Raw genomic sequence first — 14,369 nt, forward strand, 5'->3', positions numbered from 1 at the left:
CCGATCGGACGCGCGGCGCAGGTGGGAGAGAACTGCATGACGATGATGGCAAGCGATTTGCTGCAGGATGTTCTGCCCGGGCGGCTTCGCCCGCTTAATCAGACGGAGCTGAAAGCGGCGCTCGCCGACCTCAAGGATATCGCCGCATCGGAACCGGCGGTTGCCGCTCTTCTCGGGGGCGAAAGTCCCCTGCGCGATTTCATTGCCGCCGCATTGACACTCTCACCCTATCTCCGCGAGACCGCCAATCTCGAACCGGGGCTGCTCGCCGTAGCCATCAGCAAACCGCTGTTGCCGCAGATCGAGGTGCTCGTGGCCGATGCCCGTCGTGCTTGGCTGCCGGCGCATGACGACGCATCGTCGCCCTCGGAATCTGAGGTCATGAGCCGTTTGCGCATCGCCAAACGTCGCGCCGCCTTCCTGATTGCGCTTGCCGATCTCGCCCGCATCTTCGACGGGCGGGCGACGACGCGCTGGCTGAGCGCCCTTGCAGAAGCCTCGATTTCGGCGGCGATCGACCATCTGTTGCTGTCGTCGCATGAGGCCGGCAAGATCGTGGTCCACGACCCTTCCGCGCCGAGCCACGGCTCCGGCCTTATCGTGCTTGGCATGGGAAAGCTCGGCGCCGAGGAGCTGAATTATTCCTCCGATATCGATCTGGTCGTTTTCTTCGACGAGATGGCCGGAATTGTTCCCAATCCCGACGATGCGATCGATGTCTTCCCGCGGTTGATGCGCCGACTGGTGCGCATATTGCAGGAGCGCAGTGCCGACGGCTACGTCTTCCGAACCGATCTCCGCCTGCGGCCCGATCCCGGGTCGACGCCGCTTGCCATCCCCGTCGATGCAGCCATGATCTATTACGAGGGCAGGGGACAGAATTGGGAGCGCGCCGCCTTCATCAAGGCGCGCGCCGTCGGCGGCGATATTGCCGCCGGCCAAGCCTTTATTCGCGATCTCGTCCCCTTCGTCTTCCGCAAATATCTCGACTATGCAGCGATATCGGATATCCATTCGATCAAACGGCAGATCCATGTGCACAAGGGGCATGGCGCGATTGCGGTCAAAGGCCACAATGTCAAGCTCGGCCGCGGCGGCATCCGCGAGATCGAGTTCTTCGTGCAGACGCAGCAACTGATCGCCGGCGGCCGCATGCCGGCCCTGCGATGCCGCGCCACAGAGGAAACATTGGCGGAGCTGACCAAGGCAAAGTGGATCGACGCGGAAACACGCGACGAGCTGACCGAGGCCTATTGGTTTCTGCGGGATGTCGAGCACCGCATCCAGATGGTGCGCGACGAGCAGACGCATCTGCTTCCCGAAACGGATACCGAGCTGAAGCGCATCGCCTTCATGATGGGCTTCGCCGATCTATCCGGCTTCTCGGAGACGCTGGTCGCCACGCTGAAGACGGTCGAGCGGCGTTATGCGCGTCTGTTCGAGCAGGAGACCAAGCTTTCGACCGAAACCGGCAACCTCGTCTTCACCGGTCAGGGCGACGATCCAGATACGCTGAAGACGCTGCACCGCCTCGGCTTCGAGCGTCCTTCCGCTATCTCCCATGTCATTCGCACATGGCACTACGGTCGCTACCGCGCCACGCAATCGGTCGAGGCGCGGGAGCGGTTGACCGAATTGACGCCGGAATTGCTGCGGGTATTTGGCGAGAGCAAGCGGGCGGACGAGGCGCTGCTGCGTTTCGACAGTTTCATCTCCGGCCTCCCGGCCGGCATTCAGCTTTTCTCGCTGCTCAGCACGAATCCGGCGCTGCTCTCGCTCATCGTCAACATCATGTCGTCAGCACCGCGGCTCGCCGAAATCATCGCTGCCAAGCCGCATGTTTTCGACGGCATGTTGGACCCCGGCCTGATGGCGGAGTTGCCGACGCGCGATTATCTGTCCGAGCGTATCAACAGCTTTCTGGCACCGGCGCGACATTACGAGGAAGTGCTGGACCGGCTGCGCATCTTCGCCTCGGAGCAGCGCTTTCTGATCGGCATTCGCCTGCTAACAGGCGTAATCGGTGGCGCCATGGCCGCCCGCGCCTTCACCTATCTTGCCGACCTGATCGTCGAGGCCGCACTAAATGCCGTGTTGAAGGAGATTGAGGCCGCACATGGTGATTATCCCGGCGGCCGCGTTGCCGTCATCGGCATGGGAAAGCTCGGCAGCTTCGAGCTTACCGCGGGTTCGGATATCGATATCATCCTGCTTTATGACTACGACGATGAAGCCGGCGAATCTACGGGGCCAAAGCCGCTCGACGCGACACGCTATTTTACCCGCATCACTCAGCGGCTGATTGCGGCGCTCTCCGCGCCGACGGCGGAGGGCGTGCTCTACGCGGTCGATATGCGCCTGCGTCCATCCGGCAACAAGGGCCCGGTCGCAACACGCATCAATTCCTTCGAGAAGTATCAGCGCGGCGAGGCCTGGACCTGGGAGCATATGGCGCTGTCCCGAGCACGCCTGATTTGCGGCGATGAGGAGCTGGTGCTGAATGCGGAGCGGATCATCGGCGAGGTGCTCTCGGCACCGCGCGATATTCCAAAGATCGCCAAAGATGTCACGGAGATGCGTGGGCTGATCGAACAGGAAAAGCCGCCCGTCAGTATTTGGGACCTGAAGCTCATCCCCGGCGGCCTGATCGATATCGAATTCATTGCGCAATATCTGCGGCTGATCGCGCCCGCGCGAGGCGTCGGCATCGATGCCAACGGCCTCAGCACCGGCGAGGCGCTGAAATTGCTCGGCGGCAGCCTGATGGATCTAAACGATCTCGACCTCTGCCTGGAAGCGCTGCATCTCTATACCGAATTGTCGCAGCTGATCCGCCTCTGCGTCGACGGACCGTTCGATCCGGACAAGGCACCCTCCGGGCTGATCGAATTGGTCTGCCGCGCTGGCGATTGCCCCGATGTTAAGACCCTGGAAGCGGAACTGAAGCGGCTTTCGAAAGCGGTGCGGAAAGTCTTTCTGTCGGTTGTTGGACCTTAGACTCGAAGCTCAAGCGAGCGCAGCATCTTCCTGTCCGCCATATGCCTCGCCGCAGCGATCACATGGCCGGCAAATTGGGTCTCAACCACGAGGGGAGGGATCGGACGGGCGTTCTCCCATCATCTCCACCACCAGATGCCATCCGGCGAGCACGGGGACCAGAAGGAGGATGCCCACCAATATCCCGGTAAGCCGCGCGACGCCGGGGGCGAGCTCGGCATGCACATAGCTGTCGGGCACCAGGGTCACCAGGATTGCCAGGGTAAACTGCGTTCCCCCATAGGCGATGAAGCTCTTGCCGTTCTCGATATGCCGGCCCAGCATCACGCCCAGCATCGTCCCGACGATCAGCACTGGCGCGGCCGCTTGCGCCGAGATATGCGCCAGGAAAAGGAACGCTGCTGCGAGGGCAGCGCCGCAGACGCATCCGCCCACCCGCAGCACGATCCGGCGGCTCACTGGGACGAGCCCGCTCTTGCCGATGCTGCTTAACGGGATGAGCATCAGCGCCATTATGGTGACGGCGCCTTGCGTAAGCTCCGGTATCTGAAACGCCGCCCTGAGAAAGGGCAGCATGGCGAGGGCGATGGCAACCTGGCCGGCGTGGCGCGCGACTTCCGGGTTCCAGCCGAAGCTAGGTACTGGCGGGCGCGGCGGGCCCGGCCAGCGCCGCCGAAGCGTGAAGGTCGAAACCATGCTGATCAATACGCAGGCGAGGGTGCCCGCGCCGGTTTCGCCTATGCGTGTCGAGACGAAGGCCTCTACCACAAGGTCGGGGTGTTCGAGCTTGTCCAGCAAGATCATGGCAAAGGTCAAACCGACGAACAACCAGGCATAGCTGCGCTTGCTCATCAGCGCGCCATAGAGCGTGGCGCCGCCGATCAGCGCCAATGCTGCTGACGACGCTGCCGGGCTGGTCCAAACCAGCGGGACCACGGCGAGTGCCAGCAGCGCGCCGGCTATCGTGCCGATGATGCGCAGTACGCCGCGCAGTAGGCTCTCGGAGATGTGGCCGCGCATCACCATATAGCCGGAGAACGCGGCCCAGGAGATGTTCTGCACGTCCGCGAGATGGCCGAAGACGATCGCGAGCAGCACGGAGGCGATGCATTCGAATTCGTCGACTATTCGCGGACCAGGGGTAAAAAGCCCCTTCACCTCCGCCACGAAGCGCTGGCGCCATTGGCTGTTTACCATTTCCTTGAGCATTCCATACGACGTTCGCTTATCCGATTCGATTATCAACGACAGAAATAAATCTAGTGCTGATAACGAGTTAGGGTCATCATCCTACAATGCCCCGAAAAATGCCATGTCCATTTAGCCCCGACGTCGGGGCGAACATGATACCTCAACATCATGCAAGTGAATGGAAGGGCGCGTTGCAATGTCTTTGGTGCGCGTTTCGGTCATGACGTCGTGCAGGAATGTCGCGACTCGATAGACGAGCCGCAACCCAAGCTCATCCCAGGTCCGGAATTCGAATGGCAATCGCGGTGCCGATGCCTTCGCGCGAGCGGATGCGCATGCGGCCGCAATGCAGTGTTGTCAGCGATCGCGAAATGGCAAGCCCGAGGCCTGAGCCTCCCTTGCTCTTGGCGTATTGGTTTTGCACTTGCTCGAAGGGCTGACCGATCTTGCTGAGCGCCGACTTCGGAATGCCGATGCCGGTGTCGGCGATCGTCAACATCACGGCGTCTTCGACCTTGCGCGCACGCACCGCGATGCGGCCGCCGTCGTTGGTGAACTTCACGGCGTTGGAGAGGAGATTGAGCAGGATCTGCTTCATGGCGCGGCGGTCGGCCGTCAGCTTTATGCCGGAGGAGATGCGCTGTTCGACGCGGATGTCCTTGCAGGCGGCCGGAATGGCCGTGAAGCGCAGGCATTCCTCGATCAATGGCGCAAGATCGATCCGCTCGCAGGAGAGCTTGATATGGCCCGCTTCGATCTTCGACATGTCGAGAATGTCGTTGATGACGTTCAGCAGATGCTTGCCGCTGTCGTGAATGTCCTTGGCATATTCATTGTATTTTGCTGAGCCCAGCGGCCCAAACATCTGGTCCTGCAGGATTTCGGAGAAGCCGAGAATGGCGTTGAGTGGCGTGCGCAGCTCATGCGACATGTTGGCGAGGAATTCCGACTTGGCCTTGTTGGCGGCTTGGGCACGTTCTTTTTCCGCGAGATAGTTGGTGTTGGCGGTCGAAAGCTCCGCCTTCTGCCGCTCGAGGATCTGCCGGGAGGCGGAGAGATCGTTGATCGTCGCCATCAGCCGGCGCTCGGAATCGCGCAGACGCTCCTGGTTGCGCTTCAACTGGGTAATGTCGGTGCCGACGGAAACGAGGCCGCCGTCGCGGGTGCGGCGTTCGTTGATCTGCAGCCAGCGCTCATCGGCAAGCTGCACTTCCGTCGTCTGCGAGTGGTTGGAGCGGTCGGGATCGACGATGCGCCGCTCGATGACGGGGCGGACTGCTGCAGCGTTGACGACGGCGCGTTCGGTTCCCGGCACCAGCACCTTGTCCGGGAGGCCGTAGGCTTGCTGGAAATGGCCGTTGCACATCACCAGGCGGTCATTCTTGTCCCAGAGTACGAAAGCTTCCGACGTGCACTCGATCGCGTCCGCCAGGCGTTGGTCGGCCTCGGCATAGCGCTGTGCCAGCCGATGCTGCTCGGTGACGTCCATGGCGATGCCGATCATATGGACACGACCGGAATTGGTGCGGATGACCTGGGCGCGAGCGCGCATCCAGACATAGTGCCCTTTGGCATGACGAATACGCAGGATTTGATCCACTTGGCCAGCATTGCCGCGGGTGACCGACCGGGCCAGCATATGCAGGCTATTGTCGTCGGGATGCATCATGCGAGCCGCATCGATGAACGACAACGGCCGGTCGGCGGCCGGCAGGCCGAGCATGTCGTACATCGACCGAGACCAGAAGAATTCGCGGCTGGCGAAATCGAAATCCCAAAGACCGCAGCGGCCGCGCGACAGGGCGGTTTCTACGCGCAGATTGGATTCGAGGAAGATCTCGTCGGCGTCGCGTGCCCGTTTCACCTGGGTATAGTAGGCGTAGAGAACGACGAGCAGGATGGAGGAGATGCCGGCGAAGAGCGTGACATTAAGGGTCAGCTCATCGCGCCAGAGCTTGTCGATCTGCTCCATCGAGGCGGCCGATAGGACGAAATCACCCCTGTCGCCGATCAGCGAAATCGCCGCATAAAAGGGCGCACCATCGATCATCGTTTCGATTACGCCGGCATGGTCGCCGAAACTTCTGATGGTGGAAACCTCCGGGAAGAAATCGGAAATCGTCAAGCCGATATAGGCGGAGCCGGCTGCTGATGAGCCAAAAACGCGGCCGCTTGCCTGGACGAGAAGGACGAATGCACCGGTGTCGAGTCGGTCCTGCGGAAGGTAAGTTGCGAGTTTCTTTTCGGCGCCGTTCCGGTCGCCGGCCTGGAACAGGCTGGCATCATTGGAAAAGGCGGCGGAAGCGGCGGCAATGGAGAGCGATGTTGCGCGCCGCGCCGCAGCCGTCATTCGCCCATGTTCCATCATCATGCCGAAAAAATGCGAAGCAGCGACGACCATCAGAAAGGAGACGATGAGAACGGGAATAACCCGCTTCAGAATATGTTCGGCCTGCGGAAAGCGGCGCGAAATCGTCTCCGCGCGCATTCCCGCTCGATCGGTAACACCGCTATGCCAGGATTTCAGACCGTCGAAATTAACACGCAGCCGTCCATCGGCCGCGGTTGCCCGCCGCACGTCCACCATCGCTCTAGCCTTGTCCCTCGTGTGATTCGCTGCGCCGCTCGCCCGAATCTACCCTAATGAATCACTCGTGATTCGCCTTGTCCAGAGGCAGCGGTAAAACTTTCTTAACCATATGCGATTTCATGCTTTTTTGCACTCGCAATGGTAATGGCGCGGATGTCCGGGACTCGTTGTGGCTGAAAAGACGGGTGCAAATCACCCGCCTTGATGACCAATAAGCAAGGAGAAAATCACTCCTTGAGGATGCGATCCACAATATCGCGAACGTCGGTCGAAAGGCCGCCGGCACGTTCGATTTGCATCAAAGCGGAGCGGGCGTGATCGGCGCGAACCGGCTCCAGCAAGCGCCAGGAACGCATGGAGGTCAGGATGCGCGCCGCGAGCTGCGGATTGCGCTGGTCGATATCGAGGATTTCCTGCGCGAGGAAGCGGTAGCCGGCGCCGTCGGCGCGGCCGAAGCCGGTCGGATTGGCGAAGGCGAACGTGCCGACAAGCGCACGCATGCGGTTCGGATTGGTGCGCTTGAAAAGCGGTGTTTCCATCAGGCCTTGGATACGCTCCAAGGTTGCCGCGCCCGGAATAGCCGCCTGGATGGCAAACCATTTGTCGATAACCAGCGCGTTTTCCGCGAAGCGATCGTGGAAGTTTTCGAGCGCTGCCTTGGCTTCTGCCGTTTCCGGGAAACGGTGGGCGAGGATGGTCAACGCAGCGCTGAGATCAGTCATGTTATTGGCGGCGTCATAGGCAGCCTTGGCGCGCGCCGGCGCATTGTCCGACTGCGACAGATAGGTAAACGCAGCGTTACGCAATGCCCTCCGTCCGGCGCTGGCGGCATCCGGGCTGAAAGGACCCGGTGTTTGCATGTTGTCGTAGAGGGCGGTGAAGACGTCCTTTCCGGCTTCGGCGATCAGTGCGAGGATCGCCTGGCGACCGGCATGGATTGCGTCCGGATCGTTATCGCCGCCGAGCTCACGGGCAATATCGGCTTCGCTCGGCAGGGCGAGCGCCTGGGCGCGGAAGGCGGGTTCCAGGCTCTCGTCCTTGGCCGCCGCCAAAAGCGCATCGACGAATGCTGCGTCGCAAGTGACCGCAATGCCCTGGCGAGCGTCACGAGCTGCCTGCAGCAGGTTCGGCAGCCCAAGATCGATCAGCGCCTGCCAGCGGGCGAAATGGTCGGTTTCATAACGGGCGATCAGCGCCATATCCCCGGCGCTCTGGCTGAATTGCAGATTGATCGGCGTCGAGAAGCTGCGGTTCAGCGACAGCACCGGCCGCGAAGGAATGCCGTGGAAGACGACCGTCTGTGCCCGCTCGGTCAGGTGGAGGACGTCATCGGTCAGCTCCGCGCCGGTCACCGATGTCGGCGTCAGCAAGGCGCCATCCTCGGCGAAAAGTGCCATGCGCAGCGGAATGTGCATCGGCTCCTTGGTCGTCTGACCGGGGGTGACTGGCATCATCTGTTCGAGCGACAGGGTAAAACTCCTGCCGCCGGCGTCGTAGGTTCCGGAAGCGGTCACCAGTGGCGTGCCGGCCTGATGGTACCAGAGCGAGAACTGCGTCAGGTCGCGGCCACTCGCGTCTTCGAAGCATTTGATGAAATCTTCGATCGTCACGGCCTGGCCGTCGTGACGGTCGAAATAGAGATCCGTGCCCTGCTTGAACAGATCGCGACCCAGGAGGGTGGCGATCATGCGGGTGACTTCGCTGCCCTTCTCGTAGACCGTCGTGGTGTAGAAGTTGTTGATTTCACGATATTTCGTCGGGCGAACAGGATGGGCAAGCGGCCCGCCGTCCTCCGGGAACTGTTCCGATTTCAGATGGCGGACTTCAGCGATACGCTTCACCGGCCGGGAACGCTGATCGGCGGAAAATTCGTGATCGCGATAGACGGTCAGGCCTTCCTTGAGGCAGAGCTGGAACCAGTCGCGGCAGGTGATGCGGTTGCCGGTCCAGTTATGGAAATATTCATGCGCGATGATCGCCTCGATATTGGCATAGTCGGCGTCGGTGGCGATTTCCGGATCGGCAAGGACGTATTTGTCGTTGAAGACGTTGAGGCCTTTGTTCTCCATCGCCCCCATGTTGAAATCGGAGACGGCAACGATCATGAAGATGTCGAGATCGTATTCGCGGCCGAAGCGCTCCTCGTCCCATTTCATCGATCGCTTGAGCGCATCCATGGCGTAGGCTGCACGAGGCTCCTTGCCATGCTCGACATAGATCTTCAGCGCTACTTCGCGGCCCGATGCGGTGACGAACGTATCCTCGACGACGCCAAGGTCGCCGGCGACGAGAGCGAAGAGATAGCTCGGCTTCGGATGCGGATCGAACCAGGCGGCAAAATGCTTGCCTTCGCCATAACCGGCGCCACCGAGGAAATTGCCGTTCGACAGCAGTAGCGGATTGGCGGCTTTATCGGCGATGATGTTGACCGTATAGGGAGCAAGTACGTCGGGCCGATCGGGGAAATAAGTGATGCGGCGGAAGCCTTCGGCCTCGCACTGGGTGCAATAGATACCGCCGGTGCGGTAGAGCCCCATCAGCTGCGTGTTGGCTTCCGGATTGATGATGGTCGTGATCGTCAGCTCGAAAGGCGCGCTTTCCGGCAGATCACGAACGGTCAGGCTTTCCGCTGTGGCCTCATATTGCGCGGCCGAAACTTCCGTCTGATCGAGCAGCAGTCCCGAGAGGGTCAGTTCGTCACCGTCGAGCACGAGCGGTGCCTGTCGGTCGGTGCCCTCGCGACGATGGAAGATCAACCGGGCTTCGACCTTGGTCTCGGTCGGGTGCAGCTCGAAGGTGAGGTCCACGCGTTCCAGAACGAAGTCGGTGGGACGGTAATCTGCCAGATACACGATCTGGCCGGTGTCTGTTCGCATGGTCTATCCTGATCAGGCTTGTACTGCGGCGGGCGGCGTTGATCCGGAGCGGAGGCTCCAGACGGGAAATCCGCGCGCATCATTACATCGAAATCTGAACCAAAGTTAAAGTCTTATCGTCGCGCCGCTACAATTTGTGATGGCGAGGGAAGTATTTGGTCAAGAAGGCCACGTTTCATTTCAGGTTGAAGGCCGCCTTGATTGCATCGTCGGCTTCCGTTTGCTGTACGACGACACCATGCCACCCGAGGCCATCATAGTCTTCATAGCCGAGCGTCTTGGCGTAAGCGACGATGGCGCCGTTATTGTCGTAATAGCTGCCTCGCGTCGTGCCCTCGGGATTGGCAAGCGCGAAATGCGAGAACATCAATTTCGGATCACTGCAGGCAATGACGCGCTTCTTGCCGTCGAGCAGCATCACCACGGTCTTTTCGGCGACCTGCGGCGGCAGGTTGGCCTCCTTGTCGACGATCGCCTGTCCCTGGTTCTGCCAGTCGAAATAGACACCCAGCGTGCCGATCTGCTTGCCATCCGATCGTCCGCCTTCGCGAATACCGGTGGCATAGACGAGCACATTGCGCCGGTCGTGAAACTCGCTGGGTTGGACCTCGTCGACAATATAGTCATCGCCCGACCGGCAGCTGGCCGCTGCCCTGAACCAGGGATCCGAGGCGAGATTGGCGCCGGCGAGCTTACGCTGGTAGGCGGGATTGGCCGAGGCGATGACCTGTCCCTTCATGTCGGTCACGACCAGATCGAGATAGACCGTGTAGAAGCGATTGATGACGCCCAACCGTTCGGCGGCGAAGGCGACGCGCTGTGGCTGCGGGTCCTGAAGCGCCTCCCACAGCGCCGTGTCGGTCGCCCACCAGCGAACATCGGCAGTGCGCTCGAAGAGATTGCGGACGATGAGCTGCACCAGCGTCTGAGCGAGATCGGTCAGGCGAACGCCCTCCATTTCCTCGACCAGCGCTTCGGCCATGCCGCGGCTGACGCCGATCCGGCCAAGCACGTTGTCCTGGAACTTGCCCGCAATGTCGGTGGCAATCTGCGCCAGGCGTTGTACCTCATTGGCGACCACAGCGAAGCCTTTGCCGGTTTCGCCGGCACGCGCAGCCTCGATGAGGGCATTGATCGCCAGAAGCTTGATCTGTTTGACGACATTGGTGTTGTCGGTACTGAAACGCTCGAGGTCTCTGCCGATACCATTCGTAACGACCCGCATCGAGCGCGGTGTTACGGCGCGCTGTTGGGAACTCAGTTCCGACGATTGGGCTGCCGTCATGGGATATAGACCTCGGAAATAGTAGAAACTGAAATAGCTATCGGCAATACATGGCGCGTCGCAGGAATTATTGACTGCGATGAAAATAAATTGAAACGCTATGGTTTTAAAAAGGTTAATACGGCTTATGATGAAGTAACTATACCGTTTTTGGTCCGAAAAAAGTCTTGGCGGACAGATCCGTGGCGATCAGTCGGCGGTAGACTGCGCCGTGCGGACGGTGGTTTCGCTGCCGCGAACGGGCAGCGGTAGGGGCTGGAAATCCGTTTTTTCGACGCGCCCCTCATTTGGCTTGCGCCTGGCAATGCGCCAACCGGCGTAGCCGGCATAGAGTGCGAAGGCCAGAGCCAGGAACCAGAGAAGGCCGGATGGGCCGGCAACTTCCATCATTGCGCCGCCGACCAGCGGCCCGGAGACCGTGCCGAGACCGTAGAGCAGCATGATACCACTGGAGATGGTGACATATTCGTCCGGTGCGGCGCGGTCATTGGCGTGGGCCACGTTGAGCGCATAGATCGGATAGAGCACTGTTCCGATGAAGAAACCGGCAATGTAGAGCGTCAATTGCGCATGCGCGTTGAACAACGTCATGATCACGCACGCAAGAATGCCGACGACGCCGCAGACGATCATCACGTAGCGGCGGTCCATTCGGTCCGATATGCGTCCGATCGGCATTTGCGATACTGCGCCGCCGGCGAGGACGCAGGCCAGCAGCGTTGCGCCCTCCGCAGTGTTCATGCCGACATTCTGGGTATAGACGCCGCCAAGGCTGCTCCAGGTACCGGAGAGGGCGCCAGACAGCAGAGAACCGACGAAGGCGATCGGCGAAAGCCGGTAAAGCTTTGGAAGGTCGAACCTGGCCTGATGGATCGGCGTCGGCGACTTGGCGGTCGACAGGGCCGTCGGCAGCATCGCCAGCGCGAAGATGACGCCGCACAGAATGAAAAGCGAGGTATTGCTTGGATCGCCAAGCGGCACCAGATATTGCCCGCCGATCGAGCCGACCAAACAGGTGATCATATAGACCGAGAAGATGGTCGCGCGGTTGTCGTTGGTGACCCGCTCGTTCAACCAGCTTTCGATGATGAGATAGGCTCCGGCGATGCCGAAGCCGCTGATGCAGCGGAAAACCAGCCAGGCCCGCCAATCGACCATCAATGCGCAAAGCAGAATGCCGATGCTGAGCAGCGAGATCAGGGCACCGAATACACGCACATGTCCCACCCGCTGCACGAAACGCGGCGTTATGATGCAGGATAGGGTGAAGCCGAAGGTGTAGCCGGTAGCGATCACCGAAATCGTGAAGGTTGACCAACCTTCCGCGACGGAGCGGATGGGAACCACGAAGTTCATCAAGCCATAGCCGACCATCATCAACAGCGTTGACAACATCAGACTGGCGATCGAGACGAGGCTGGCCAGCATTGGAGCGGGATTCCGGTCGAGTGGTTGAAGAGGATGTGCATCGCGAAAGCGCATCTTGCTCTAACGCAGCAACGATGCGCGATCAATCGCGACGGCATGTGACGCAGGTGATCGTTCGATCTTTCCTCGCGCCGTCATGGGAAAACATGATGGCTAAAGAATGGTTTTAAAGTTAAATTCTTTGTTTAACTTCTTGCGATAGCAGTGTTTTTAAACAATTATAGCATGCTATGTGATGTCGAGGTCGTGGTCTGTGACGGCAGATTTATCCAAAAAAATTAGAATAATTCTTTCCGTTTTGTATTTTAGAAGGGCGTCATAAGGAGGCCCGCTTGAGCTTTTCCGTCGAGCAACTTACCCGACATTCCGAATTCGTATCCAGCCTGCGTTTTTTGGCAGAGGCGCTGCGGGCTCGTTACGACAGCGGACCGCGGATCGCTCGTCTATTGGCCTCGCATCAGCGCTGGCTTTTGACCCAAATGGCCTATGCACTCTATCTTGAATATGATCCAGCCATACCCGGTTCCGGCCTGACTGTCGTCAAGCTCCGCGATGTCATCACGGAATACCGCGTCGCCAGCCGCAACACCGTGCTGAGCTATGTCGAGGAACTGCTGACCTATCGCTTCATTGTTCCCGCCGCTGGCGGCGTCCGGCGCCCACGCCGCTACGAGCCCTCCGAGATCAGTCACGCCGCAATGATCAGTTGGTATCTTGCCAATCTTGCTGCACTCGACATGCTCGACAATGGCGGCCGTGCGGTCGCACTTGCCGCTCATCCGGAACTGGTCGATTTGGCGCAGCCGCGCATGGCGCGCCACTGCCTGGAGGCCGCCGCCTGGCGCGAGCCGCCGGAGCGTGTCGGCCAATTTCTCTGGACGGAAGCGGGCGGCCTGGTGATGGACCATCTCCTATCCCGGGTGGATCTGAGTACCGAAGTCGACGGACGCGTCGATCTCGGCCGCATCGACACGCGCGCGATCGCTGCGCAATTCATGATGTCGCGCACCCATTTGCAGCGCCTTTTGCGCAAGGCTGCCGATCACGGCAGTCTTGGCTGGTATGACGAACCGAAGAAGACACGCGTGTGGATGTCCCGTGACTTCCTCGATGAATATTGCCGCTGGCAGGCCGTGAAACTCGCTGCTGTGGACGAAGCTTTTGCGTGGGCCCAATCCGTCGCGGCGAGCACCAGTCCGGCACAATAAGCCGCATAAAAAACGCCGGGCCAGGCCCGGCGCTGCTCTTCATGAAAATCTCTTATGAAAATCCAAAGGGCAGGGTCGATGATCCCACCCTTTCCAAACCTATAATGGGATGCCCGCGGCCGCTGCATGCGCAGGCCGCAGGTTGCTGCTGCCAGCCTTACGCAGGCCACGGGAGCGTTCAAATTCTTCCGCAGCGCGCACCGCTGAGCCAATGTGCCCTACGGAGTCGAGAAGAGTGAAAATTGAACGAAAGCCGGCAGACACGATATGATCCCTGAAAATAAAATCGTGTGCGATGCTGTCGCGATTTTCGCGGCACATCAACATACAATTCGGAAAAGCTGAGTTGTACAAATTGCAAAGCTAACGCATGTCGCGCAAAAGTGCGAGCGGTTTGCGAGAGCGACATAAGGGCTAAAGCTCAAGGAGCGTATCTGAAGGATCGCGATGAGCTTTAAACTTTGATTTGTCTCGGCTTTCCGTCGCTCAGCACTCGCGAAAATCGGCGAATATGGCAGTCGGACGACCGACGCGGGCAGAAATGCCAGTGCCGCGAGCAGTCATCTGCTCGTTGGCGGCAATGCCGAGGTTGCGGTGGCCGTTAGTGGCGCGCACAGGTTCGAGAGCGCGGCGCAGGGTATCAAACCCGCAATGGATAGGACGGAAGCGTGCAGTCACGGCCTTGGTTCCTTTCGAGTTCCTCCCAAGACACGCTACATATATTGCAGTGCAGCATTGATTCTGCAATGCGCACGGCTGGAATACTGCTATGCAAAAGACGCATGGCAAATTTC

General features: G+C 60.0%; 8 protein-coding genes. 2 read left to right on the top strand and 6 right to left on the bottom strand.

What is annotated here, in order from left to right; genetic code table 11:
• The first annotated feature begins 36 nt into the window (after nucleotides 1–36).
• The gene (locus CCGE525_RS06720; RefSeq protein ID WP_120703610.1) at nucleotides 37–2,997 is read left to right on the top strand and encodes a bifunctional [glutamine synthetase] adenylyltransferase/[glutamine synthetase]-adenylyl-L-tyrosine phosphorylase; all 2,961 of its coding nucleotides are present in this window, start codon (nucleotides 37–39) and stop codon (nucleotides 2,995–2,997) included.
• A gap of 81 nt (nucleotides 2,998–3,078) precedes the next feature.
• Here CCGE525_RS06720 and CCGE525_RS06725 read toward each other — a convergent pair whose 3' ends face one another.
• The 5 genes from CCGE525_RS06725 to CCGE525_RS06745 all read right to left on the bottom strand — a co-directional run bounded on the left by CCGE525_RS06725 (nucleotide 3,079) and on the right by CCGE525_RS06745 (nucleotide 12,367).
• Nucleotides 3,079–4,206 (bottom strand): FUSC family protein, encoded by a 1,128-nt coding sequence (locus CCGE525_RS06725; RefSeq protein WP_120703611.1) that lies wholly within the window; start codon nucleotides 4,204–4,206, stop codon nucleotides 3,079–3,081.
• 253 nt (nucleotides 4,207–4,459) lie between these two features.
• A complete protein-coding gene (locus CCGE525_RS06730) occupies nucleotides 4,460–6,775 on the bottom strand; it encodes a PAS domain-containing sensor histidine kinase (protein WP_120703612.1) in 2,316 nt (771 codons plus the stop codon).
• Between the two features lie 230 nt (nucleotides 6,776–7,005).
• Complete coding sequence (gene pepN, locus CCGE525_RS06735) at nucleotides 7,006–9,654, bottom strand: aminopeptidase N (RefSeq protein WP_120703613.1); 2,649 nt, start codon at nucleotides 9,652–9,654, stop codon at nucleotides 7,006–7,008.
• Between the two features lie 175 nt (nucleotides 9,655–9,829).
• The gene (locus CCGE525_RS39535) at nucleotides 9,830–10,939 is read right to left on the bottom strand and encodes a methyl-accepting chemotaxis protein (RefSeq protein WP_120703614.1); all 1,110 of its coding nucleotides are present in this window, start codon (nucleotides 10,937–10,939) and stop codon (nucleotides 9,830–9,832) included.
• 189 nt (nucleotides 10,940–11,128) lie between these two features.
• Nucleotides 11,129–12,367 carry an MFS transporter gene (locus tag CCGE525_RS06745; protein WP_120703615.1) on the bottom strand — a complete coding sequence of 413 codons (1,239 nt, stop codon included), beginning with the start codon at nucleotides 12,365–12,367 and terminating at the stop codon, nucleotides 11,129–11,131.
• A gap of 332 nt (nucleotides 12,368–12,699) precedes the next feature.
• Between CCGE525_RS06745 and CCGE525_RS06750 the strand changes: the two genes are divergently transcribed.
• Nucleotides 12,700–13,575 (top strand): hypothetical protein, encoded by an 876-nt coding sequence (locus CCGE525_RS06750; RefSeq protein WP_120703616.1) that lies wholly within the window; start codon nucleotides 12,700–12,702, stop codon nucleotides 13,573–13,575.
• A 486-nt stretch (nucleotides 13,576–14,061) separates the two neighbouring features.
• Here CCGE525_RS06750 and CCGE525_RS06760 read toward each other — a convergent pair whose 3' ends face one another.
• Nucleotides 14,062–14,253 carry a hypothetical protein gene (locus CCGE525_RS06760; protein WP_120703618.1) on the bottom strand — a complete coding sequence of 64 codons (192 nt, stop codon included), beginning with the start codon at nucleotides 14,251–14,253 and terminating at the stop codon, nucleotides 14,062–14,064.
• Nucleotides 14,254–14,369: the final 116 nt, after the last annotated feature.

The sequence above is a fragment of the Rhizobium jaguaris genome, from assembly GCF_003627755.1.
GTDB classification, from domain to species: domain Bacteria; phylum Pseudomonadota; class Alphaproteobacteria; order Rhizobiales; family Rhizobiaceae; genus Rhizobium; species Rhizobium jaguaris.

Bases quoted from the DNA above. Each gene is read 5' to 3' on its own strand.
- CCGE525_RS06720 (WP_120703610.1), top strand. From the start codon at position 37: ATGACGATGATGGCAAGCGATTTGCTGCAGGATGTTCTGCCCGGGCGG.
- CCGE525_RS06725 (WP_120703611.1), bottom strand. From the start codon at position 4,206: ATGCTCAAGGAAATGGTAAACAGCCAATGGCGCCAGCGCTTCGTGGCG.
- CCGE525_RS06730 (WP_120703612.1), bottom strand. From the start codon at position 6,775: ATGGTGGACGTGCGGCGGGCAACCGCGGCCGATGGACGGCTGCGTGTT.
- pepN (WP_120703613.1), bottom strand. From the start codon at position 9,654: ATGCGAACAGACACCGGCCAGATCGTGTATCTGGCAGATTACCGTCCC.
- CCGE525_RS39535 (WP_120703614.1), bottom strand. From the start codon at position 10,939: ATGACGGCAGCCCAATCGTCGGAACTGAGTTCCCAACAGCGCGCCGTA.
- CCGE525_RS06745 (WP_120703615.1), bottom strand. From the start codon at position 12,367: ATGCTGGCCAGCCTCGTCTCGATCGCCAGTCTGATGTTGTCAACGCTG.